Here is a 23,302-nt window from a genome sequence, read left to right as displayed (position 1 = left end):
AGAAGATTTTTCTTCTATTCCTGTTTTTGGTCTTTTAATAAAAACAATACCTATACTATAATCAAATAGATCAAATGATTCTTTAATAGTAACAAAGGAATCAAATATTAATCGATAATTAGTGAGGGAAAAAATGTGAAATATAGAAGCGTTTTTGATATCATTGGACCAATTATGATTGGCCCATCAAGTTCACATACTGCAGGTGCTGCTCGTATAGGGAAAGTTGCCAGAAGTTTATTTAGAAAACAGCCTAAATGGGTAGAGATCTATTTCTATGGTTCGTTTGCTGAGACGTATAAAGGACATGGAACAGACGTTGCAATTATTGGGGGTATCTTAGATTTTGATACACACGATGAAAGAATCATCAAATCGATCGAAATTGCTAAGGAACAAGGTGTATCTCTTTCTTTCTCAGTTGAAGATGCTGTTACAGATCATCCGAATACAGTTAAAGTAAAAATGGGTGACGATGATGATGAACTAGAATTGGTTGGAATTTCAATCGGTGGCGGAAAGATTGAAATCATTGAATTGAATGGTTTTGTATTAAAGTTATCAGGTAATCATCCGGCAATTCTGGTCGAACATCATGATAAATTTGGTGCAATTGCAAGTGTATCTAACGTGCTGGCTCGTTATGAAATCAATATTGGGCATATGGAAGTTTCTCGAAAAGAGATGGGAAAGAAAGCTCTTATGACAATTGAAGTGGATCAAAACATTGATGATGTTATTTTAGATAAATTACAAATACTACCGAATATAATTAGTGTGACGAAAATCGTCGATTAATACAAAAGGAAGGAGGGGAATCGTTTGTTCAGAAATGTTGCAGAGCTAGTAGAATTAGCCGAAAGTCAAAATAAAAAAATATCAGATATTATGATTGAGCAAGAAATGAAAGTAACTGGGCTATCAAGAGAAGCGATTATCTCGAAAATGGAGCAAAATCTTGATGTAATGGAGAAAGCCATTGAAAGAGGTTTAGCTGGTGTACAATCACACTCAGGTTTAACTGGTGGAGACGCAGTATTATTACAATCGTATATACAGAGTGGTAAAAGTCTTGCAGGTCCCCTACTATTAGATGCAGTTAGCAAAGCTGTAGCTACTAATGAAGTAAACGCTGCGATGGGCACAGTTTGTGCAACGCCAACAGCTGGTTCAGCTGGTGTTGTTCCAGGTACATTGTTTGCATTAAAGGAAAAGCTACAGCCGACGAGAGAGCAAATGGTTGCGTATTTATTTACATCTGGTGCATTTGGCCTTGTTGTAGCTAACAACGCATCTATTTCGGGAGCGGCAGGTGGTTGTCAAGCTGAAGTAGGCTCTGCTTCTGGAATGGCAGCAGCAGCAATCGTTGAATTAGCTGGAGGTACGCCTTCACAATGTGCTGAAGCAATGGCAATTACTTTAAAGAATATGTTAGGTTTAGTGTGTGATCCTGTTGCTGGCCTTGTGGAAGTTCCTTGTGTGAAAAGAAATGCGATGGGTGCTACGAATGCGGTTGTCGCTGCAGATATGGCTTTAGCAGGGATTACGAGTAGAATCCCTTGCGATGAAGTAATTGATGCAATGTTCCGAATAGGTCAATCGATGCCAGTTGCCCTTCGAGAAACTGCAAAAGGAGGCTTAGCTGCTACCCGTACGGGAAAAGCATTAGAAGCATCTATTTACGGGTCGTCGCTAAATAAGAAATAATGATGATACAATCTCATTCTGTTACTGAGTTGAAGGGTGTTGGACCGGAAACGTCAGAAGCGCTGAAAGAAATGGGGATTATCACCGTTTCGGACTTACTAGAATATTTACCTTATCGCTACGAGGATTTTCGACTAAAAGATTTAGAGGAAGCTGCCCAAGATGAGCGAGTAACGGTAGAAGGTGTAATCCATAGTACACCTTCTACTGTGTATTACGCTAAGAAAAAAACAAGGTTATCATTTAAATTACTCGTCGATCGCTATTTGATTACAGTTATTTTTTTTAATCAACCATATTTGAAGAAGAAGTTCGAATTGCATCAAACTGTTACAATAACGGGGAAATGGGATCGAAATAGGCAAACTATTACGGCAAATGACTTCCAAATAGGGCAGAATAAACAACAGCAGAGTTTCGAACCGGTGTATTCGACTAAGGGAAGTGTAACAATAAAAGGTTTGCGTAAATTTATAGGTATGGCTTTTTCACAATTTGAGAATGAAATAATTGAAACTTTACCAGCGTATTTCGTGCAAAGGTATAAGTTAATGAGCCGCAAACAAGCATTGAGAGCAATGCACTTTCCGATTGATGAAAGTGATCTTAAACAAGCACGTCGAAGAATAGCCTATGAGGAGTTATTGCTATTTCAATTAAAGATGCAAGCGTTAAGACGTATTCAAAGACAAGGATCTCCGGGGATAAGTCATACATATGACGAGAATCGATTATCTAGCTATGTGGGAAGCTTACCTTTTCCATTAACTTCGGCTCAAAGTAGAGTAGTTCAAGAAATTCTTCAAGATATGAAGTCGCCACATCGAATGAATCGATTATTGCAAGGTGATGTAGGTTCTGGTAAGACTGTTGTAGCAACTATTGCTCTTTTAGCTTCTGTTACATCAGGCTATCAAAGCGCATTGATGGTGCCGACAGAAATATTAGCTGAGCAACATGCGGCATCTATTCAAGAATTGTTGAAAGATACTGGTGTGAAAACAGCATTATTTACTAGTTCTGTAAAAGGGAAAAAACGCCGAGAGCTTTTAGAAGCATTAAAAGTGGGAGAAATCGATATTCTTATTGGAACTCATGCATTAATTGGTGATGAAGTATATTTCGATCAGTTAGGGCTAGTTATTACAGATGAGCAGCATCGATTCGGCGTTAAACAAAGACGTATTTTACGTGAAAAAGGAGAAAATCCAGATGTGCTGTTTATGACGGCTACACCGATTCCTAGGACGCTTGCTATAACAGTATTTGGAGAGATGGATGTTTCAATAATTGATGAAATGCCTGCTGGGCGAAAGCAAATTGAAACGTATTGGGCGAAGCATAATATGCTTGATCGTGTATTAGGTTTCATGGAGAAAGAACTTCGAAAAGGTAGACAAGCGTATGTGATTTGTCCGCTTATTGAAGAATCTGAAAAACTAGATTTACAAAACGCGATTGAAGTGCATGATATGTTAGTGCAATACTTTGGGACAAACTATCAAGTTGGCTTAATGCACGGTAAACTGCCTACTGTAGAAAAAGATGAAGTTATGAAGCGATTTAGCGAAAATGAAACGCAAGTGCTTGTATCTACAACGGTGGTTGAAGTCGGTGTTAATGTTCCCAATGCAACCTTTATGTTAATTTATGATGCGGAGCGCTTCGGTCTATCTCAATTGCACCAATTGCGTGGACGTGTTGGTCGAGGAAGTGAACAATCGTACTGTGTCCTTGTAAGTGATGCTAAGTCGGAAAATGGTAAGGAACGAATGAGGATTATGACTGAGACGAACGATGGCTTTGTATTGTCAGAGAAAGATTTAGAATTAAGAGGACCTGGTGATTTCTTTGGTAGGAAACAAAGTGGCTTGCCTGAGTTTAAGGTTGCTGACCTCGTTCATGATTATCGAATGCTGGAAGTAGCAAGAGACGATGCGGCGAAACTCATAAATTCCAATGCTTTTTGGGAGGAAGATCACTATGCGCAATTGCGTTCGTATTTAGATTCTACGGGGATTTTAACACAGGATAAATTAGATTAAACTAGCGTAATTTGGTTTGTTATAATAAATAGATTGCAAGAATGTAACTATGTCTTGCAATCTTTTATTAATATATATATACTACTATTAGTACCTAGTCATAATACTTCGGATGGTGACAATATAAATGAGACGGAATAAGAAAGAAAGGCAAAGTATGCTGAAGGAAACGATACACGACAATCCGTTTGTTACAGATGAAGAGTTAGCAGATAATTTTTCTGTAAGTGTTCAAACGATTCGTCTTGATCGATTGGAAATGTCCATTCCTGAATTACGAGAAAGAATTAAGCATGTTGCTGAAAAAAATTATAGTGATGAAATTAAATCGCTGCCGATTGAAGAAGTAATTGGGGATATTATTGATATTGAGCTTGATCAAAGTGCGATATCTATTTTAGATATAAGTAAAGAGCATGTTTTTACTCGTAATGGAATTGCGAGAGGACATCATTTGTTTGCACAGGCAAACTCACTGGCGGTCGCTGTTACTAATGATGAATTTACACTTACTGCGAAAGCTAATATTCATTTTACAAGACCTGTAAAACAAAATGAACGAGTGATCGCAAAAGCGAAAGTAACCCAGCATGAAAACGATTCGAAAAGATCGATTGTAGAAGTAAACAGCTATGTTGGAACAGAACTTGTTTTTAAAGGTTCTTTTGAAATGTATAGATCGAATACGGATAAAAAGGATGACTTCAATGAAAATCGCAATTGATGCAATGGGTGGAGATCACGCGCCGAAAGAAGCAGTGCTTGGAGCACTTCGAGCAGTTAAAGAATACGATGACCTTACTATTTTATTAGTAGGTGATGAAAAGAAAATCTCTGAGTACATAACACCTCATGAACGTATCGAAATTCTTCATACTGAAGAGGAAATTTTATCGACAGATGAACCAGTTCGTGCTGTAAGAAGAAAGAAACAAGCTTCGATGGTACTAGCTGCACAAGCCGTTGCTGATGGTCAAGCAGATGCGTGTATTTCAGCAGGGAATACTGGGGCATTGATGGCAGCAGGATTGTTTGTTGTTGGACGCATTAAAGGAATTGAACGACCGGCTTTGGCGCCGACGCTCCCTACTTTAAATGGTGACGGTTTTGTCTTGCTTGATGTTGGTGCAAATGCTGAAGCAAGACCTGAGCACTTAGTGCAGTTCGCCATTATGGGTTCTGTATACGCAGAAAAAGTACGTGGATTAAAACAACCTCGTGTGGGCTTATTAAACATCGGAACGGAAGAGAAGAAAGGCACTGACTTAACAAAAACTACTTATGCCTTATTACAGGAGGCACCGATTAATTTTGTCGGTAACGTTGAGAGTAGAGATTTGTTAAATGGTGTAGCTGATGTTGTTGTAACAGACGGTTTCACTGGAAATATGGTTTTGAAAACAGTTGAAGGAACAGCGCTTAATATGTTCAAAATGATTAAAGAAGCTATGATGAGCAACCTGAAAAGTAAGCTTGCTGCAGCTGTTTTAAAACCCGAACTAATGAAAATTAAATCCAAAATGGATTACTCTGAGTATGGCGGAGCAGGGCTGTTTGGTTTAAAAGCGCCAGTAATTAAAGCACATGGTTCTTCTGATAGTAATGCATTCTTTAATGCAATACGTCAAACGAAGACTATGGTGCAATACGAAGTAGCTCAAACTATTACGTCATACATGGAAGAGAAAAATTCGAATTAACGTTTGAAGGAGAGAATGAAATGGCAAAAATCGCTTTTGTTTTTCCGGGTCAAGGATCACAGACAGTTGGAATGGGAAAGGAACTTTCTGACGAGTTTGCAAGTGTGAAAACATATTTTGATCGTGCGGATGAGGTGTTACAAGTTCGTCTAAGTGATATTATTTTTAATGGGCCAGGGGAAGAACTTACATTAACAACGAATGCTCAACCAAGCCTACTTACTACGAGCATTGCCATTTTATCTCGTTTAAATGAATTTAATATTCAAGCAGATTATGTTGCAGGACACAGCTTAGGAGAATACAGTGCTCTAGTAGCAGCTAATGTTCTATCTTTTGAGGATGCTGTTATGGCAGTAAGAAAACGTGGCGAATATATGGAAGAAGCGGTTCCAGCAGGCCAAGGTAGCATGGCCGCAGTATTAGGTGCTGAACGTAAAGCATTGGAAGATCTAACGGCTTCCATTACTGCTGAAGGTAATCCTGTTCAACTTGCTAATATTAACTGTCCAGGCCAAATTGTCATATCAGGCTCAGTTGAAGGAGTGAAGCAAGCTTCTGAAGCAGCGAAAAGCATCGGAGCAAAGAGAGCTATGCCATTAGTTGTAAGTGGACCATTCCATTCTAGTTTGATGAAACCAGCTTCTTCTAACTTACAAGCGACTTTTGAAACAATCCATTGGAATGATGCATCTATTCCTGTTATTTCTAATGTGACAGCACAGCCTGTAGAATCTTCTGAGGAAATAAAAGGCTTATTAATTGAGCAATTATATTCTCCCGTTCTATGGCAAGATTGTGTGGAGAAAATGATTGAATTAGGTGTTGATACATTTGTTGAAATTGGTCCTGGTAAAGTATTATCAGGTTTAATTAAGAAAATTAATCGCAGTGTACGCATCTACTCTGTTTCTAATGAAAGTGAAGTACAGGCTGTTGTAACGGCATTAAAGGAGGAAATGTAATCGTGAAATTACAAGATCAAGTAGCACTTGTAACAGGTGCTTCAAGAGGGCTGGGAAGAGCAATTGCTCTTGAGTTAGCAAGCCAAGGAGCATCCGTGATTGTAAACTATGCTGGTAGCGAAGATAAAGCAAAAGCGGTTGTAGAAGAGATTAAAGCTCTTGGACAACAAGCTATTGCTGTTCGTTGTAATGTAGCTAACAGTGAAGAAGTAGCTAGTATGGTAAAAACAGCTGTTGAAGAATTCGGTAAAATCGATATCCTCGTTAATAATGCAGGTGTAACAAGAGATAATTTATTAATGAGAATGAAAGAAGAAGAATGGGATACTGTGCTTGATACGAATTTAAAAGGTGTTTTCCTTTGTACGAAAAGTGTTACAAGACCGATGATGAAACAACGCAAAGGTCGCATTATCAATGTAGCTAGTGTTGTTGGTGTTGTTGGAAATGCAGGTCAAGCAAACTATGTAGCGGCTAAAGCTGGTGTAATAGGATTAACGAAGACAACAGCAAGAGAACTTGCTCCAAGAGGTATAACAGTGAATGCGATTGCCCCAGGCTTTATTACAACTGATATGACGGATCAACTTCCTGATGAAGTGAGAACAGGATTATTGTCACAAATTCCACTTGCTAGATTCGGTCAGCCGGAGGACATTGCGAAAGTTGTTTCTTTCTTAGCTTCTAGTGATAGTGCTTATATGACGGGTCAAACGTTGTGTGTTGATGGTGGCATGGTCATGTAATTGAAATGTTGGAAATAGTTAACTTATTCTAATATAAAAAAACGTATTTATTATCGTATCAAAATACAATATAATATAATGACTTGAAAGGAGGTGATTCGCAGTGGCAGATGTATTAGAGCGTATCACGAAAATCGTCGTTGATCGTCTTGAAGTTGAAGAGTCTGAAGTAAAACCAGAAGCTTCTTTCAAAGAAGATTTAGGTGCTGACTCTCTTGATGTAGTTGAGCTTGTAATGGAGCTTGAAGATGAATTCGGAATGGAAATCTCCGACGAAGACGCAGAGAAAATCTCAACGGTTGGAGACGCCGTTAATTACATAGAAAGCAATATGTAATTTATAATATAGTTAGACAAGGCCAACTCGAAACGAAGAAACGATTGTGATACTAGTAAATAGAACATTCTATTTATAGGTCACCTTTTCTTCGTAAGGGTGAGGTCTTTTTCTTTTCTATAAGCACAATTAACAGATGCCTCTTTCTTTCTGGACGTAATGTCTGTAAACTGTGCATATATAGTGGATTTTTTAAAAAGAATATTTTCTTTTTTTACAATCATTTTATATACTTAAGAATGTTGATTAATAATTTACTATAAAACATAAGCAATTGTTAAAAAGAGGGGTTGTTGTACGAATAATGCACGCATACCCTTTAAATTGTTAGATTTATGGTTTTGGAGGATATTATGCGGAAGAACGGAAAAGAAAGAAGAGCTCCAAGTAAGAATATGAAGTTTGAACATTTTCAAAAAGAAACAGGATTTCGTTTTACGAATGAAAGATTATTAAAGCAAGCATTTACACATTCATCTTATGTGAATGAGCATCGTCGTAAGCCTTATGAAGATAATGAACGGCTTGAATTTTTAGGAGATGCTGTTTTGGAGTTAACAGTTTCTCAATACTTATATAAGAAATATCCATTAATGAGTGAAGGGGAGTTGACGAAATTACGTGCAGCCATTGTATGTGAACCGTCACTTGTTCGATTTGCTCATTCCATGTCATTTGGTAAGCTTGTTCTTCTAGGAAAAGGAGAAGAGCTAACAGGTGGTAGAGAACGCCCTGCCCTACTTGCGGATGTATTTGAGGCTTTTATTGGAGCGCTTTACCTAGACCAAGGTATGGAAAAAGTATATAAGTTTTTACAATTCACAGTATTTCCTAAAATTGACGAAGGTGCTTTTTCTCATGTGATGGATTTCAAGAGTCAACTACAAGAACTTGTTCAGCGCGATGGATCTGGAGTAATTGAATACAAAATCCATCAAGAAAAAGGACCAGCTCATAACAAAGAATTCGTTTCAAAAGTCTCCTTAAATGGTGAAACGATGGGTACTGGTATCGGCCGTTCTAAGAAGGAAGCAGAACAAAATGCGGCTCAACAGGCATTATCAAATTTAAAAAACATCGAGAAGAAATAAATGTAGAGTATTGAAAGGGGAAATATACTTGTTCCTCAAACGTTTAGATATAATTGGATTTAAATCGTTTGCCGAGAGGATATCAATTGATTTTGTAGAGGGAGTTACAGCTGTAGTAGGCCCTAACGGAAGCGGCAAAAGTAATGTTACCGATGCCATCCGTTGGGTATTAGGTGAACAGTCTGCAAAATCATTACGCGGCACGAAAATGGAAGATATTATTTTTGTTGGTAGTGATTCAAGGAAATCGCTTAACTTTGCAGAAGTTACGTTAACTTTAGACAATAGCGATCAGTTCTTAAGCTTTGATTTCCAAGAAGTGAGTGTCACAAGAAGGGTATATCGCTCGGGCGAAAGTGAATTCTATATTAACAAACAAGCATGTCGATTGAAAGATATTGTAGAATTGTTTATGGATTCAGGTTTAGGTCGTGAAGCCTTCTCTATTATAAGCCAAGGTAAAGTTGAAGAAATCCTTAGCAGTAAGGCGGAGGATCGACGAACGATCTTTGAAGAAGCCGCAGGTGTATTGAAATATAAAACCCGTAAAAGGAAAGCAGAGCAAAAGCTTACAGAAACACAGGAAAATTTAAATCGTGTACAAGATATTGTATATGAATTAGAGGGTCAAGTTGAGCCTTTGAAAATACAAGCTTCGATTGCAAAAGACTATTTAGAGAAAAAAGAAGAATTACAACAATATGAAGTTGCGCTAACCGTACATGATATTGAAGTTCTTCATGAGAATTGGCAAACGCTCACACAAAACTATAAAGAGCATAAAGACACAGAAGTTCAAATGAACGCCGACTTGCAGAAGAAAGAAGCTGAAATTGTCAAACTGCGTGATCAAATTACTGCTTTAGATGAATCTGTTAGTGATTTGCAAGAAGTTCTTTTACTAGCAACGCAAGAACTTGAAAAGCTTGAAGGACGTAAAAATGTATTACAAGAAAGAAAGCAAAACGCTACACATACAAAGCAGCAAGTTGAAGATACGATACAAGAAGCAAATAAGCAGATTAAACGTCTACTAGAAGAGCAAGTGGCACAACAGAACATTCTGGATAATGCTAAAAAGGAAGTTGCAGTCATTAAGGCTCAACTAGTTGAGAAAGAAAATGTATTAGGTGTTTATAGTGAAGATTTAGAAGCAGAGATTGAAACATTAAAAAGTGATTATATTGAAATGCTAAATGGACAAGCTGCGGCAAATAATGAATCACGTATGCTAGAACAACAAATGGAACAAATTCTACTTCGAAATAATCGATTAGACCAAGAAAATCAAGGATTCCTGGAAAAACGTTCAGAAATCATCAAAAAAAGAGCTTCGTTATTAGATAGCCTTCAGCAGTTGGTAGAACAAATGGATCAAACGGCTGCTAAGTATTTTGAAAGTAAAACTCAGCTTGAAAAACTACAAGAAAAGTATCAAACGCAAGAATCAAAACTATATCAAGCTTATCAATTTGTACAACAAAGCAAATCTAGAATAGATATACTGCAAGGTATGGAAGATGAGTATGCTGGATTCTTTCAAGGTGTTAAAGAAGTACTGAAAGCCAAAAGTTTACAAGGAATCGAAGGAGCAGTCGCTGAATTAATGACTGTTCCAAAAGAATATAATACAGCTATTGAAATCGCTCTAGGTTCAGCTATGCAACACGTTGTAGTACAAACAGAAGAAAATGCTAGGAAAGCCATTCAGTTTTTAAAGCAGCATTCATTTGGTAGAGCTACCTTTCTGCCACTATCTGTTATGAAAGAAAGAAGTATACCTTCATCTCAGCTACAAACGATTGAACATCACCCTTCTTATGTTGGAGTCGCATCACAATTAATTGGTTATGATTTGAAATACACACCGATTATGACTAATCTACTCGGTACGGTTATCATTACAAGAGATTTGAAAGGTGCCAATGAAATGGCGCGACAGATCGGGTTTAGATATCGAATTGTAACGTTAGAAGGAGATGTTGTAAATCCAGGCGGTAGTATGACAGGAGGAGGCACTAAAGGGAAAAATTATTCTTTATTGTCTCGTAAAGGTGAATTAGAAGATTTAAAAGCGAAACTTCCACTTATGGAAGAGAAGACAGCTAAGCTAGAGCATGAAGTGAAGAAGATTAAAATCACCATTCAAGAGAACGCAGAAGCCTGTGATCATATTAGAAAGTTGCAAGAAGAGCTTCGTCTTCAAGAACAAAGTTTCAAAGGTGATTTACGTGAAGTAGAGATAGAAGAGCGTAATATGAATGATAGACTTTCTCTTTATGATCACGAAAAATCATCACTACAAGAAGAGAAACAACAAAAAGATAAACGTATGTTAGAGCTTGAAGAGTTTTTAACGAATTGCCGGAAAGATATTGATCAGCAAAAGGCACTTATTGAAGAACTCACAACTAAGAAACAAGATCAACAATTGTCTAAAGACGTTGTTCTTCAAGAAATAAATGAATTAAAAGTTCAACATGCATCCAAGAAACAACAGCTTCAAAATCTAGAAGATAAGCATGAACGACTTCTTCAAGATTTACAAGAGTGGCAAACGAAAGAAGCTGAAGCGAAAGAAAACATGACTCTCTTGTTTAACGATATGGAGAGCCATGATAGTGGTGAACAGCAGCTTGAGGCAGCAGTTAAACAAAAACAAAATGATAAAAATGAAACCGTACAACTCATTTCAAAACGAAGAGAAGAGAGAAGCAAGCTTCAATTAGTTCTAGATGATGGAGAATTAGAATTAAAGGAACTAAAGCGAGTTTACAAAGGTCATTTTGAATCATTAAAAGATGAAGAAGTAAAAATTAACCGTCTTGACGTTGAATTAGATAATCGCTTGCAACAATTGCAAGAGGAATATGTTTTGACATTTGAAGCGGCAAAAGAGCAATATTCATTAATCTATTCTCCAGAAGAAACGAGAAAGAAAGTAAAGCTTATTAAGTTAGCCGTCGAGGAATTAGGAACCATTAATCTTGGTGCAATCGATGAATATGAACGAGTTCATGAGCGTTTTAGTTTTCTGACTGAGCAGCGAGAAGATTTATTGGAAGCGAAGGAAACACTGTTCCAAGTTATTGATGAGATGGATGTTGAGATGAAGCGTCGCTTTGAAGATACATTTAATGGTATTCGTGATCAGTTTGAACGAGTGTTTCAACAATTGTTTGGCGGTGGCAGGGCAGAGCTTAAATTAACTAACCCAGATGACTTGTTAAACACTGGTATTGAAATAATCGCTCAACCACCAGGGAAGAAACTCCAAAACTTAAATCTGCTTTCAGGTGGAGAACGTGCACTAACAGCTATTGCCTTACTTTTCTCCATTTTAATCATTCGTCCAGTACCTTTCTGCGTGTTGGATGAGGTTGAAGCGGCATTAGATGAAGCAAATGTTGTTCGCTTTAGTGAGTACTTAAAGAAATTTAGTTCCGAGACGCAATTTATTGTGATCACACATCGTAAAGGTACGATGGAAGCAGCTGATGTATTGTATGGTATTACGATGCAAGAATCTGGTGTATCAAAATTAGTATCAGTTAGATTAGATGATAAAGAAGTAACAGAACATCTGAAATAGGAAGTGAAAGTATGAGTTTCTTTAAAAAATTAAAAGAAAAATTCACATCAACAACGGACCAAGCAGGCGAAAAGTTTAAAGAAGGTCTTGCGAAAACACGTGACTCATTTGCTGGCAAGGTGAACGATCTTGTAGCGAGATACCGTAAAGTAGACGAAGACTTCTTTGAAGAGCTTGAAGAAATTTTAATTACAGCTGATGTTGGTTTTAATACTGTAATGACGTTGATTGAAGAGTTGAAAATGGAAGTCAAGCGCCGTAATATTCAAGATACTAAGGAAATACAATCGGTAATCTCTGAAAAGTTAGTTGATATTTACCGTAATAAAGAAGATTCGGATCCTAACATATCATTACAAAATGATTTAACAGTTATCCTGTTTGTTGGTGTAAATGGTGTAGGAAAGACAACAACAATTGGGAAACTGGCTCATAGCTTTAAGAACGAAGGAAAAAAAGTTCTATTAGCAGCTGGCGATACATTCCGTGCTGGGGCAATTGAGCAGCTTGAAGTTTGGGGAGAGCGTGTAGGGGTTGACGTAATCAAACAAGGTGCTGGTTCAGATCCAGCAGCAGTTATGTTTGATGCGGTACATGCAGCTCGCTCAAGAAATGTGGATGTGCTTCTTTGTGATACAGCTGGTCGTTTACAAAATAAAGTAAACTTAATGAAAGAGTTAGAAAAGGTAAAGAAAGTAATTGAACGAGAAATACCTGGCGCTCCTCATGAAGTTATTCTTGTTCTAGATGCTACAACAGGACAAAATGCGCTAGTTCAAGCAAAAATGTTTAAAGAAGCAACAGATGTATCAGGTATTGTTTTAACAAAACTTGATGGTACGGCTAAAGGTGGAATTGTTTTAGCAATTAAAAATGAACTAAATATTCCAGTGAAATTTGTCGGACTAGGCGAAAAGATGGATGATTTACAGCCATTTGACGCTGAAAAATATGTATATGGATTGTTTGCTGACTTAGTAGACAATGAATAAATGAATGAACAACGGGCGCTTTTTAAAGTGTTCGTTGTTTTTTCTTTATTGTCAAGAAATTCTCTTGACATTGGGCTATTGAAAATGTAAACTATGGTTTGTAAAGGTGTTTTACTTAACAAGAGGGGGTATGTGGCATGACGCTCGAAAAAACAACGAGAATGAATTATCTATACGATTTTTATCAATCGTTGCTAACAGAGAAACAACAAAGCTACATGGCACTATATTACTTAGATGATTTCTCCCTTGGTGAAATAGCCGAAGAATATCATGTGAGTCGTCAAGCAGTATACGACAATATCAAAAGAACAGAAGCGATGCTTGAGCAATATGAAGCAAAGCTTTTACTATTTGAAAAGTTTCAAAAGCGAAGTACTCTAATTGATGAGCTGAAAGAAGATGTGAATAAATCATCATTTGACACAATAAAAATGCTTGATATAATAGCAGAGCTTGAGAAATTAGATTAGGAGGCGGCATGTATGGCATTTGAAGGATTAGCCGACCGACTGCAAGGTACGATACAAAAAATTCGTGGCAAGGGAAAAGTTAATGAAGCTGATGTAAAAGAGATGATGCGTGAAGTAAAGCTCGCTCTTTTAGAAGCGGATGTTAACTTCAAAGTTGTTCGAGAATTCGTTAAGCGCGTAAGTGAGCGCGCAGTAGGTCAAGAAGTTCTCAAAAGCTTAACCCCTGGTCAACAGGTCATTAAGGTTGTTAAGGAAGAATTAACAGACTTAATGGGTGGTGAGCAAAGCAAAATTGCAGTTGCAAATCGTCCCCCTACTGTCATTCTAATGGTAGGTCTTCAAGGGGCTGGTAAAACAACTACAACGGGTAAGCTTGCAAACCTTTTAAGAAAAAAATATAACCGTAAGCCTTTACTTGTAGCTGCCGATATTTATCGTCCAGCAGCCATTAAACAGTTAGAAACGCTTGGTAAACAGATTGATATGCCTGTATTTTCGCTAGGGGATCAGGTAAGCCCTGTTGAAATTGCTAAGCAAGCTATTGAAAAAGCGAAAGAAGAACATTTGGATTATGTTCTAATCGATACAGCAGGTCGTCTTCATATTGATGAAGATCTAATGACCGAGCTGAAAGATGTAAAAGAAATAGCAAAGCCAGATGAAATCTTTTTAGTTGTTGATAGTATGACTGGTCAAAGTGCTGTAGATGTTGCGGGTAGCTTTAATGAGCAATTAGGACTTACTGGTGTTGTATTAACAAAGCTTGATGGCGATACAAGAGGTGGGGCAGCGTTATCAATTCGTTCCGTGACGAACACTCCAATTAAATTTGTTGGTCTGGGTGAGAAATTGGATGCGCTAGAAGTGTTCCATCCTGAACGAATGGCATCAAGAATTCTTGGTATGGGTGATGTACTAACTCTAATCGAAAAAGCACAAGCGAATGTCGATGAAGTAAAAGCAAAAGAGTTAGAACAGAAACTTCGTACACAAACGTTTACATTTGATGATTTTCTAGAGCAGCTAGGTCAAGTTCGTAATATGGGACCACTGGATGACCTTCTGAAAATGCTTCCGGGTGCAAATAAAATGAAGGGGTTGGACAATCTCTCCATTGATGAAAAGCAAATCGGACATGTTGAAGCGATTATTAAATCGATGACATCTAAAGAAAAAACGAATCCAGAGATCTTGAACGCTAGCCGTAGGAAACGTATTGCAAAAGGAAGTGGTACTTCGATTCAAGAAGTAAACCGTCTTTTGAAGCAATTCGATGAAATGAAAAAAATGATGAAACAAATGACAAGCATGCAAAAAGGGAAGAAAAAAGGCTTTAAATTCCCTTTTATGTAAGGTTTTTAACACTGTTAAGAAAAAAACCTTTACAAACTATAAATAACTTTGATAATATATTATCTTGTTGAAACTAATCAGAAGAGGTGCTTTATAAAATGGCAGTTAAAATTCGTTTAAAACGTATGGGAGCAAAAAAATCTCCTTTCTATCGTATTGTTGTAGCAGATTCTCGTTCACCACGTGATGGACGTTACATTGAAATCGTAGGAACTTACAACCCAGTTGCTCAACCAGCTAAGGTTGAAATCAATGAAGAGCTTGCTCTTAAATGGTTACAAGACGGTGCAAAACCATCTGATACAGTTCGTAACTTACTTTCTAAACAAGGCATTATGGAAAAATTCCACAATGCAAAAAACGCTAAATAATAGCAAACGATGATGAAAGAACTCATCGAAACAATTGTAACGTCACTAGTTGATCATCCAGAAGCTGTCTCAATTAAATCAGAAGAAGATGATAACCGCATTACATTTTATCTATCTGTTCATAAAGAGGATATGGGTAAAGTAATCGGCAAGCAAGGGCGTGTAGCTAAGGCGATTCGAACTGTTATCTATGCAGCAGGATCATCACAGCAAAAGAAAATCTATCTAGAGATTTCCGAATAGGAGGGCTAAAACCCCTCCTTTTTTGGTATGATAAAATAAGAGTTGTATATAATAACACGTTTGTAAGATCTGAGAAATCATACATAATCAAGATTTAAGTTGAAAAATTAACTGGGAGGGGTTGCAATGAAGATTCTGCAAACAATAACTGTGAATCAAGTTTTAACTGTCACCAGCAAGAATCAACTCCTTGAAAGATATAAGAAACAGTATAATCAGTTACAAAAAGAAATAGATCAATTAAAATTCGAAATGAAAAAGCTTGAGAAAACGAAAAAGTTTCAGCCTATGACATTAACGAAACACTTCGAGAAAGAAATGTCTAATCGGGCGGAAAAAATGAAGCTTGTTGAGTTTCAAATGGAGCAACTTGATATCCTGCCAATAGGGAGCGAACTGAAGGAAAGGGATGTTCAAGCTTTCATTGATGTAGAAGTTGGAAGCGATTGGGACGAGTTGATGAAACCAAAAACAATCGTAGTAACTGATGGCAAAGTAACAGAAATTCGTTAGAGGTGTGAAAAGTGGAAAAGTGGTTTAATGTTGGAAAAATCGTTAATACACATGGTATAAGAGGGGAAGTTCGAGTTATTTCTCGAACAGATTTCGCCGACGAGCGATACAAAGTAGGAAATGTATTATTTTTATTTCAAAATAATCAAGAAGCTCCTATTGAATTAAAGATAGCATCTCATAGAAAGCATAAAAATTTCGATTTGCTGACATTTGAAGGCTATCACAATGTAAATGATGTAGTAGGATTTAAAGAAGGCCTATTAAAAGTGCCAGAATCCTATTTAACGCCTTTAGATCAAGACGAGTACTATTTCCATGAAATCATTGGCTGTAAGGTGCAAACTGTGGCTGGTGAGGAGTTAGGAACGATTCGTGAAATATTAACACCTGGGGCAAACGATGTATGGATTATTCAAGCTAAAAAAGGTAAAGATATATTAATACCATACATAGAAGATATTGTGAAAGAAATTAATATCCCAAATAAGACAATTATCATTGAACCGATGGAAGGGTTATTATAATGAAAATTGATGTTCTATCACTATTTCCTGAAATGTTCACTGGCGTCTTTGGATCTTCAATCTTGAAAAAAGCGGAAGAGAAAGGTGCGGCATCATACAATGTCTTGAACTTTCGTGATTTCTCAGATAATAAGCATAAGACAGTAGACGATTATCCGTACGGTGGGGGAGCTGGCATGGTGCTTAAAGCACAGCCAATCTTTGACGCTGTTGAACATTTAAGAAATGAAAATAAGTCAGCTAAACAAAGAGTTGTTTTACTGTGTCCTCAAGGAGAGCGCTATACACAAAAGAAAGCTGAAGAGCTTGCAAAGGAAGAGCATTTAATTTTTGTGTGTGGTCATTATGAAGGCTATGATGAACGAATAAGAGAACATGTAGTAACTGATGAGATTTCATTAGGAGACTATGTATTAACTGGTGGAGAGCTAGGGGCTATGGTTGTAATTGATAGCGTTGTAAGGCTTTTGCCGGGCGTGCTAGGTAATGAAGATTCACCTGTTAAGGATTCTTATTCTTCAGGTTTACTTGAGCACCCACATTATACGCGTCCATATGATTACAAAGGACATAAGGTACCTGATACATTAATGTCGGGTAATCATAAGCTTATTGAAGAATGGCGTATGAAAGAAAGCTTAAGGAGAACTTGGAATCGAAGACCAGATCTTCTTGAGTATATGGAATTATCGAAGCAAGAAAAAAAATGGCTGGATGAAATTAAAAAAGAGAATGAGCTATTGCAATAGCATTAGTTATATGATAAGATAATTTTTGTGATTTGAGGAATAAATCCTTGAATTACTTATAACGATGTTCCGCTGTAAGCAAGTAGACTTGTAAGAGCATCCGTAGGAGGAGTTGAAAAAGATGCAACAATTAATTCATGAAATCACTAAAGAACAATTACGCACAGATCTTCCATCTTTCCGTCCTGGTGACACAGTACGTGTACACGTTAAGGTAGTAGAGGGAACTCGTGAGCGTATTCAGATCTTTGAAGGTGTAGTTATTAAACGTCGTGGTGGTGGAATTAGCGAAACTTTTACAGTTCGTAAGATTTCTTACGGTGTAGGAGTTGAACGTACATTCCCTGTACACACACCAAAAATTGCAAACCTTGAAGTGGTTCGTCGCGGTAAAGTACGTCGTGCGAAACTTTACTACTTACGTAGTCTTCGTGGTAAAGCGGCTCGTATTAAAGAGATTCGCTAATTTTCCGAAACTAGCAGCTTAGCTGATATAGGTGGAAATAAACTTACGCAAAGAAAAAAGAGCTTGTTTAACAAGCTCTTTTTTTAACATTTATAGGACAGTAATTAGGTCATGTTTAATCGTTTTTATGGTTACATATACATTGTTTTATATTCATGAACGAAGTTCGTTTGTTATAATAGTATAGGTATAGTCAAAAATAAGAATAAATACCTTTATGGAGTTGGTGAGAAACAAATGACAAAGAAAAAGAATGAAGTTTGGGAATGGTTGAAAGCATTAATAATTGCTGTGCTGTTAGCTGCAGTAATACGCTATTTCCTATTAGCACCTATTGTGGTGGATGGTCTTTCCATGATGCCAACTTTACATGATAAAGACAGAATGATTGTAAACAAAATTGGCTATACGATTGGCGAACCAGAACGATTTGACATTGTTGTTTTCCATGCACCTGAGGAGAAGGATTATATTAAAAGAGTAATCGGTCTTCCAGGGGATAGAATAGAGTATAAAGATGATACTTTATATGTAAATGGTAAGCCATATGATGAACCGTATTTAGATGAATATAAGAAACAACAACAAGAGATCGAAGGTCCATTAACAGAATCATTCACTCTGCAAGAGCTAACTGGTGAGGCAACAGTACCGGAAGGTCACTTGTTTGTTATGGGTGATAACAGAAGATACTCTAAGGACTCTAGACAGATTGGCTTTGTATCTCAGGAAGATGTTTTAGGGAAAACAAGCATCGTTTATTGGCCGATGAAAGACATAAGAATTGTAAAATAGAAAGGTGGATACCAGTGACAATTCAATGGTTTCCAGGCCATATGGCCAAAGCGAGACGTGAAGTAACGGAAAAGCTAAAGCTAATAGATATTATATATGAATTAGTAGATGCAAGACTTCCTCTTTCTTCACGTAATCCAATGATTGATGAAATTATACAGCATAAACCAAGACTTATTTTATTAAATAAAGCAGATATGGCAGATCCTCAAAAGACTAAACTATGGTTGGAGTATTTTGCATCTAAAGGCTTAACTGCACTTGCAATAAATTCACAAGCGGGAAATGGACTATCCCAAATCACAACGGTTTCAAAAGAACTGTTAAAGGAGAAGTTGGACCGCTTAAAAGCGAAAGGTGTTAAGCCAAGAGCCATTCGTGCTATGATTGTAGGTATTCCAAACGTAGGTAAATCTACATTCATTAATCGTCTGGCAAAGAAAAATATCGCTAAGACAGGTAATACACCAGGTGTAACAAAGGCACAGCAATGGATAAAAGTAGGTAAGGAATTAGAGTTGTTAGATACACCGGGAATTTTATGGCCTAAGTTTGAAGACCAAGAGGTAGGGAAACGATTGGCTGTAACAGGTGCTATCAAAGATACTTTGTTAAACCAACAAGAATTAGCGATTTATGCTTTACGCTTCTTAGAAGCAGAATATCCAAATACATTAAAGGAACGCTATCAGCTTACAGAAATTCCGGAAGATGTGGTAGAGTTATTTGATGCGATTGGTACTAATCGTCGTGTTTTAGCTAGTCGTGGAATGATTGATTATGATAGAACAGCCGAATTAGTAATTCGTGATATTCGAGCTGAACGATTAGGAAGATTGACATTCGAACTTCCGTCAAAAGAAGAAGATTTTGCTTAAGCTCCTATTTAGGGGCTTTATTTTTTTGGGTATTAGCCGATAAATGAATTGATGGAAAGTGTGGAAAAGATGACAAAACAAAAGAGCATTAAAGAAATAAGTACATTATTACAAACTATCGATGAACCAAATGATCCATTTCTATTACAATGTAGTAAAGATGATCGAAAAGGTGTGATAAATGCTTTAAATAAGTGGGAGAGAGCATACGCTCAAAGGGAAAAGCTCAAAAGCAAATGGCAAGTAATGACGGAATTTGAGCGAGATGTTTGGGAACAAGGATATCAATACATAGCAGGAGTAGATGAAGTAGGGAGAGGTCCTCTAGCGGGGCCTGTGGTTGCAGCAGCAGTCATACTACCAAGAGAATTTCAACTGCTTGGTTTAGATGACTCAAAGAAAATAAATGAATCAAAGCGTAATCAATTTTATGACCAAATAAAGCAAGATGCAGTAGCTGTAGGTATAGGAGTAATGGATCATGATGTAATAGATGAAATTAACATTTATGAAGCAACGAAAAGAGCGATGCAAGAAGCTATTAATAACTTAATGATTCAGCCTAATTATTTGTTAATAGATGCAATGAAATTACCGGTGTCATTACCTCAGGAATCCATTGTTAAAGGAGACGCAAGAAGCGTATCAATCTCTGCTGCATCCATAATAGCAAAAGTAACTCGAGATCAACTAATGAATGAATATGACTTATTGTATCCCGAGTTTGGTTTTAAGAATAATATGGGTTATGGAACTAAGGAGCATCTTGAAGCATTGATTCAATGTGGACCAACCCCATGGCACCGGAAGAGCTTTGCTCCAGTGAAAGAAGTTATTCAATCAAAAAAATCATAGTATGATGCCAAAGTAGTTGAAAGGAAGTGTTGTCATGCAATCGGCAAGTATAGTTCAAAACCTTATACCGCAGCAAACATCTTCAGCTACGAATGTGTTAAAAGATGGTCAAATGATTACGGGTAAAGTCATTAAAATACATGGTAATAATACAGCAGAGATTAGTATCGGACAATCAAAAATAACCGCTGTAATTGATGCCCCAATTACTGTGGGGGAAAGATATTTATTTCAGGTTCAAAACGGTGGGGATGTCACTTCATTAAAAGTATTACCTTCAAATGGTAGTAATCAAACCGTAAAGGAATTGGCTGCGCAATTATTACAGCATTTTTCTTTACCTCAAACGAAAGAAAGTGTTTCTTTAGCACAATTTTTCCTGAAAAATGAATTGCCATTAACGAAAGAAAATTTCTCCCAGGCACTACAATGGATTCAATCAAATGGGGAAGTATCGAAAAGTCTACATATTATGAAAATAATGCGAGACCTTTCTCTTCCATTCACTAATGATGTTTTTAAAGCAATAGCTGCATTTGAAAATAAGGTGCCATTAAGTGTACTCTTCTCTTCTTTATCACAATCAGTCATGAATAGTGATAGTGAAACAGCTGTTTCTTTAAAGGCAGTACTATCGCAGTTGCTTCTATCAAATGTAGATAAAGCAGCTGAGAAAGTGGTACATAGAATGATTTCTACATGGCTTTCTTCAGATGGTAATGTTAAGGATAGTATGTTCCGACTATTACAAGAAGTAGGATTATTTTCAAAACAGGCTACATCATCAAATGTTTTAAAGCAAAGCTTACAGTTGTTGAATGAAAACAATACAATCGTGCAAAATCCGTCAATTAGAAATGCTGTAGATTTATTGGTGAAGATGCAAACAGCATCTGGAGCTGATCAAGTGAAACCAATACAGAATTCATTTCTGCAATTAGTGAATAACAGAGTATCCGAATTGTCTAGAAATAATAAAGAAATAGGTGTTTGGAAACTAATCCAACAAGAATTAAAAGGTAGTATACCAGGCAGTACGATTATAAATAGTGAACAAAGACTGCAAACAAACAATGCAGAGAGAGCAACAATCTTATCTAACCCAAATGCACTGGGACAAAACTCATATATGAAGATAATAAAGCACCTGTTTTCATATATTATTAGAACTGATCAAAATATGGTCCGATCTCATGAGTTATTACAGTTGTTTGCAAAAGCAGATATAGCTGCCAACCCAGCTAATCTTGATCAAGCAAGAAACTATATTGCCAATCAATTGTTGCAAGCTGTCGAGGGAAGACAAGAATCAGTAATGAAATATGATATTTTTGATAAACAATTATTTCAAACACTCATACAAGAAGAAGTAACAGCGTTAAGTGCCTCTAAATCGTCCATTTTTGCTAGCGAGATGAAAGGTGCCCTACGTATGCTTGGTATTGGTTTCGAACATTATTTGGCCAATATGGATCAATCGACAACTATAAAAGAAAGTGAGTTATTATCTTTAAAACCATTGCTAATAAAAATCATAAATGAAACACAATCTATGACTGTAAAAGATCAGGCAGAGCAATTGTTAAATAAAATTACAGCACAGCAAATTTTATCGCAGTCATCAGGTCCAATTCAGCACCTTATTACACAGTTCCCAATTACATTTCACCGATTTCAAACAGATGTAACAATGCAATGGAGTGGGAGAAAGAAAAAAGATGGAGAAATTGACCCGGCCTTTTGTCGTGTATTATTTTACTTGCAATTAGAAAATATTAATGAAACAATCATTGATCTCGTTGTGCAAAACAAAGTAATGAAGATTTCAGTTATAAACGAAAGAGCTAGTTTATTGCAAAATATCTCTAAACCTTTCATTCAGCAAGTAAAGGAGAGATTAGAAACTATTGGTTTTAAAATATCTTCTGTCTTATTTGAGCCTCCAAGTGCAATGAATCAGCCAGCGTTGCAAATTGAAAGAGAAAGTGCTGTATATGATACATCACCTTATAGTGGGGTGGATATAAAAATATGAAAGAACAAAGAAAAGAGGCCATAGCTCTAAAGTATGACCGAGAGAAAGATACTGTTCCTAAAGTTATTGGGAAAGGAAAAGGGAAAATTGCAGAAAGTATTATTGAGGCTGCAAAAGAAAATGATATACCAATTCAAGAAGATCCTTCTCTTACTGAGTTACTAGGTGAGTTAAATATAAATGAAGCGATTCCTGTTGAGCTATACGAAGCAGTTGCAGAAGTATTTGCATTTATCTACCAGGTAGACCGAGCAGCAGGAAAGTCGAAATGTTAATGAGTATAATCCAATAAAAAAATTTAAATTCACGTTAAAAAAGTGACTTTGGATTTTTTTAATATAAGAATGTAAGCGCAATCATCTTTAGCTTAATAATATTCAGGCTAACTAAATACTGTGAACTATTTTATTTAAAGAAATTTTTGTAATGAACAAAGCTTTTTTAATAAAACAATCAATAATGTATGAATAAAACAGATAATTTTTGTATAAAGAAGAATATATAATTGTTGAAGTAGTGAAAATGAGTTAGTGAGACAAATGAGTTGTTGATAATCATTGTGTGAATATATGGTGATTATTTGATTCTCAAAACTATTTTGAGAAATCTTTTTTTGGATTAAAATTTTGCGGTAATATTATAGAAAAAAATAGAAGTAAATTTATAGATCTTTTCAACTCATGTAAAATTAGATAGAGAAGTAAGCGCTTTTTTAAGAAAATAGATGGATAATCCAGTTATATAAGTGTCTAAAGCAAGTAATACACCTCGATTAAATTTCCGAGGTATATTACCTTTTTTTTGTTGGAAATTAGGGATAAATCGTGAATCACTTAATGTTTCATCTGTGTTAATACACAGAATACTGT

25 protein-coding genes are annotated in these 23,302 nt (G+C 36.5%); 24 read left to right on the top strand and 1 reads right to left on the bottom strand.

Annotation, left to right across the window (positions count from 1 at the left end; all coding sequences use genetic code 11):
- The first annotated feature begins 135 nt into the window (after positions 1-135).
- The 24 genes from sdaAB (at position 136) to V7014_RS01190 (ending at position 22,708) form a co-directional block, all read left to right on the top strand.
- Positions 136-798, top strand: coding sequence for an L-serine ammonia-lyase, iron-sulfur-dependent subunit beta (gene sdaAB, locus V7014_RS01305; protein ID WP_335503229.1), 663 nt, complete (start codon positions 136-138; stop codon positions 796-798).
- A gap of 24 nt (positions 799-822) precedes the next feature.
- On the top strand, positions 823-1,707 hold the full coding sequence (gene sdaAA / locus V7014_RS01300; protein WP_335503226.1) for an L-serine ammonia-lyase, iron-sulfur-dependent, subunit alpha: 885 nt from the start codon (positions 823-825) through the stop codon (positions 1,705-1,707).
- Positions 1,707-3,752, top strand: coding sequence for an ATP-dependent DNA helicase RecG (gene recG, locus V7014_RS01295; RefSeq protein ID WP_335503223.1), 2,046 nt, complete (start codon positions 1,707-1,709; stop codon positions 3,750-3,752). Before sdaAA ends, recG begins: the two co-directional genes overlap by 1 nt.
- Positions 3,753-3,879: 127 nt before the next feature.
- Positions 3,880-4,476, top strand: a complete 597-nt coding sequence (gene fapR, locus V7014_RS01290; RefSeq protein WP_335503221.1) for a transcription factor FapR — start codon at positions 3,880-3,882, stop codon at positions 4,474-4,476.
- The gene (gene plsX, locus V7014_RS01285) at positions 4,460-5,452 is read left to right on the top strand and encodes a phosphate acyltransferase PlsX (protein WP_335503218.1); all 993 of its coding nucleotides are present in this window, start codon (positions 4,460-4,462) and stop codon (positions 5,450-5,452) included. Before fapR ends, plsX begins: the two co-directional genes overlap by 17 nt.
- A 20-nt stretch (positions 5,453-5,472) precedes the next feature.
- Positions 5,473-6,417: an ACP S-malonyltransferase gene (gene fabD / locus V7014_RS01280; RefSeq protein WP_335503215.1), complete on the top strand. Its 945-nt coding sequence runs from the start codon at positions 5,473-5,475 to the stop codon at positions 6,415-6,417.
- 2 nt (positions 6,418-6,419) lie between these two features.
- Complete coding sequence (gene fabG / locus V7014_RS01275) at positions 6,420-7,163, top strand: 3-oxoacyl-[acyl-carrier-protein] reductase (protein ID WP_335503212.1); 744 nt, start codon at positions 6,420-6,422, stop codon at positions 7,161-7,163.
- Between the two features lie 103 nt (positions 7,164-7,266).
- Complete coding sequence (gene acpP, locus V7014_RS01270; RefSeq protein WP_042348957.1) at positions 7,267-7,500, top strand: acyl carrier protein; 234 nt, start codon at positions 7,267-7,269, stop codon at positions 7,498-7,500.
- A gap of 395 nt (positions 7,501-7,895) precedes the next feature.
- On the top strand, positions 7,896-8,591 hold the full coding sequence (gene rnc / locus V7014_RS01265; RefSeq protein WP_438824848.1) for a ribonuclease III: 696 nt from the start codon (positions 7,896-7,898) through the stop codon (positions 8,589-8,591).
- A gap of 28 nt (positions 8,592-8,619) precedes the next feature.
- Positions 8,620-12,183 carry a chromosome segregation protein SMC gene (gene smc, locus V7014_RS01260; protein ID WP_335503206.1) on the top strand — a complete coding sequence of 1,188 codons (3,564 nt, stop codon included), beginning with the start codon at positions 8,620-8,622 and terminating at the stop codon, positions 12,181-12,183.
- Positions 12,184-12,194: 11 nt separating this feature from the next.
- Positions 12,195-13,175 (top strand): signal recognition particle-docking protein FtsY, encoded by a 981-nt coding sequence (gene ftsY / locus V7014_RS01255; protein WP_335503203.1) that lies wholly within the window; start codon positions 12,195-12,197, stop codon positions 13,173-13,175.
- Between the two features lie 137 nt (positions 13,176-13,312).
- Positions 13,313-13,648, top strand: coding sequence for a putative DNA-binding protein (locus tag V7014_RS01250; RefSeq protein ID WP_335503200.1), 336 nt, complete (start codon positions 13,313-13,315; stop codon positions 13,646-13,648).
- A 12-nt stretch (positions 13,649-13,660) separates the two neighbouring features.
- Positions 13,661-15,001 (top strand): signal recognition particle protein, encoded by a 1,341-nt coding sequence (ffh, locus tag V7014_RS01245; RefSeq protein WP_335503197.1) that lies wholly within the window; start codon positions 13,661-13,663, stop codon positions 14,999-15,001.
- A gap of 98 nt (positions 15,002-15,099) precedes the next feature.
- Positions 15,100-15,372 carry a 30S ribosomal protein S16 gene (gene rpsP / locus V7014_RS01240; protein ID WP_042348949.1) on the top strand — a complete coding sequence of 91 codons (273 nt, stop codon included), beginning with the start codon at positions 15,100-15,102 and terminating at the stop codon, positions 15,370-15,372.
- Positions 15,373-15,384: 12 nt separating this feature from the next.
- Entirely contained in the window at positions 15,385-15,615 is a 231-nt protein-coding gene (locus V7014_RS01235) for a KH domain-containing protein (RefSeq protein WP_335503192.1), read from the top strand.
- Positions 15,616-15,741: 126 nt separating this feature from the next.
- On the top strand, positions 15,742-16,128 hold the full coding sequence (locus tag V7014_RS01230) for a YlqD family protein (protein ID WP_335503189.1): 387 nt from the start codon (positions 15,742-15,744) through the stop codon (positions 16,126-16,128).
- Between the two features lie 11 nt (positions 16,129-16,139).
- Positions 16,140-16,655: a ribosome maturation factor RimM gene (gene rimM, locus V7014_RS01225; protein WP_335503186.1), complete on the top strand. Its 516-nt coding sequence runs from the start codon at positions 16,140-16,142 to the stop codon at positions 16,653-16,655.
- The gene (trmD, locus tag V7014_RS01220) at positions 16,655-17,404 is read left to right on the top strand and encodes a tRNA (guanosine(37)-N1)-methyltransferase TrmD (RefSeq protein ID WP_335503183.1); all 750 of its coding nucleotides are present in this window, start codon (positions 16,655-16,657) and stop codon (positions 17,402-17,404) included. The genes rimM and trmD overlap by 1 nt, the downstream gene beginning before the upstream one ends.
- A gap of 121 nt (positions 17,405-17,525) precedes the next feature.
- Positions 17,526-17,870 carry a 50S ribosomal protein L19 gene (rplS, locus tag V7014_RS01215; RefSeq protein ID WP_019242330.1) on the top strand — a complete coding sequence of 115 codons (345 nt, stop codon included), beginning with the start codon at positions 17,526-17,528 and terminating at the stop codon, positions 17,868-17,870.
- A gap of 237 nt (positions 17,871-18,107) precedes the next feature.
- On the top strand, positions 18,108-18,665 hold the full coding sequence (gene lepB / locus V7014_RS01210) for a signal peptidase I (RefSeq protein WP_335503177.1): 558 nt from the start codon (positions 18,108-18,110) through the stop codon (positions 18,663-18,665).
- A gap of 14 nt (positions 18,666-18,679) precedes the next feature.
- Complete coding sequence (gene ylqF / locus V7014_RS01205) at positions 18,680-19,543, top strand: ribosome biogenesis GTPase YlqF (protein ID WP_335503175.1); 864 nt, start codon at positions 18,680-18,682, stop codon at positions 19,541-19,543.
- Between the two features lie 69 nt (positions 19,544-19,612).
- Positions 19,613-20,398: a ribonuclease HII gene (locus V7014_RS01200; RefSeq protein WP_335503173.1), complete on the top strand. Its 786-nt coding sequence runs from the start codon at positions 19,613-19,615 to the stop codon at positions 20,396-20,398.
- Positions 20,399-20,432: 34 nt separating this feature from the next.
- Positions 20,433-22,433 (top strand): hypothetical protein, encoded by a 2,001-nt coding sequence (locus V7014_RS01195; RefSeq protein ID WP_335503171.1) that lies wholly within the window; start codon positions 20,433-20,435, stop codon positions 22,431-22,433.
- Positions 22,430-22,708, top strand: a complete 279-nt coding sequence (locus V7014_RS01190) for an EscU/YscU/HrcU family type III secretion system export apparatus switch protein (protein WP_335503169.1) — start codon at positions 22,430-22,432, stop codon at positions 22,706-22,708. Before V7014_RS01195 ends, V7014_RS01190 begins: the two co-directional genes overlap by 4 nt.
- Positions 22,709-23,111: 403 nt before the next feature.
- Here the strand turns inward: V7014_RS01190 and V7014_RS01185 are convergent.
- Positions 23,112-23,302, bottom strand: a 191-nt coding sequence (locus V7014_RS01185; RefSeq protein WP_335503167.1) for a hypothetical protein, incomplete at its 5' end; no start/stop codon positions are given.

Origin of the sequence: Bacillus sp. JJ722, from assembly GCF_036963345.1 — a bacterium.
Taxonomy (GTDB): domain Bacteria; phylum Bacillota; class Bacilli; order Bacillales; family DSM-1321; genus Bacillus_AD.
The sequence above is the reverse complement of the archived record's forward strand: the minus strand, read 5'-3'. Positions and strand labels throughout refer to the sequence as shown.

What these genes read in the sequence shown, in the direction of transcription:
- recG (WP_335503223.1), top strand. Translation starts at nt 1,707, where the DNA reads ATGATGATACAATCTCATTCTGTTACTGAGTTGAAGGGTGTTGGACCG.
- fapR (WP_335503221.1), top strand. Translation starts at nt 3,880, where the DNA reads ATGAGACGGAATAAGAAAGAAAGGCAAAGTATGCTGAAGGAAACGATA.
- plsX (WP_335503218.1), top strand. Translation starts at nt 4,460, where the DNA reads ATGAAAATCGCAATTGATGCAATGGGTGGAGATCACGCGCCGAAAGAA.
- fabD (WP_335503215.1), top strand. Translation starts at nt 5,473, where the DNA reads ATGGCAAAAATCGCTTTTGTTTTTCCGGGTCAAGGATCACAGACAGTT.
- rnc (WP_438824848.1), top strand. Translation starts at nt 7,896, where the DNA reads ATGAAGTTTGAACATTTTCAAAAAGAAACAGGATTTCGTTTTACGAAT.
- ftsY (WP_335503203.1), top strand. Translation starts at nt 12,195, where the DNA reads ATGAGTTTCTTTAAAAAATTAAAAGAAAAATTCACATCAACAACGGAC.
- V7014_RS01250 (WP_335503200.1), top strand. Translation starts at nt 13,313, where the DNA reads ATGACGCTCGAAAAAACAACGAGAATGAATTATCTATACGATTTTTAT.
- ffh (WP_335503197.1), top strand. Translation starts at nt 13,661, where the DNA reads ATGGCATTTGAAGGATTAGCCGACCGACTGCAAGGTACGATACAAAAA.
- rpsP (WP_042348949.1), top strand. Translation starts at nt 15,100, where the DNA reads ATGGCAGTTAAAATTCGTTTAAAACGTATGGGAGCAAAAAAATCTCCT.
- V7014_RS01235 (WP_335503192.1), top strand. Translation starts at nt 15,385, where the DNA reads ATGAAAGAACTCATCGAAACAATTGTAACGTCACTAGTTGATCATCCA.
- V7014_RS01230 (WP_335503189.1), top strand. Translation starts at nt 15,742, where the DNA reads ATGAAGATTCTGCAAACAATAACTGTGAATCAAGTTTTAACTGTCACC.
- trmD (WP_335503183.1), top strand. Translation starts at nt 16,655, where the DNA reads ATGAAAATTGATGTTCTATCACTATTTCCTGAAATGTTCACTGGCGTC.
- rplS (WP_019242330.1), top strand. Translation starts at nt 17,526, where the DNA reads ATGCAACAATTAATTCATGAAATCACTAAAGAACAATTACGCACAGAT.
- lepB (WP_335503177.1), top strand. Translation starts at nt 18,108, where the DNA reads ATGACAAAGAAAAAGAATGAAGTTTGGGAATGGTTGAAAGCATTAATA.
- V7014_RS01200 (WP_335503173.1), top strand. Translation starts at nt 19,613, where the DNA reads ATGACAAAACAAAAGAGCATTAAAGAAATAAGTACATTATTACAAACT.
- V7014_RS01195 (WP_335503171.1), top strand. Translation starts at nt 20,433, where the DNA reads ATGCAATCGGCAAGTATAGTTCAAAACCTTATACCGCAGCAAACATCT.
- V7014_RS01190 (WP_335503169.1), top strand. Translation starts at nt 22,430, where the DNA reads ATGAAAGAACAAAGAAAAGAGGCCATAGCTCTAAAGTATGACCGAGAG.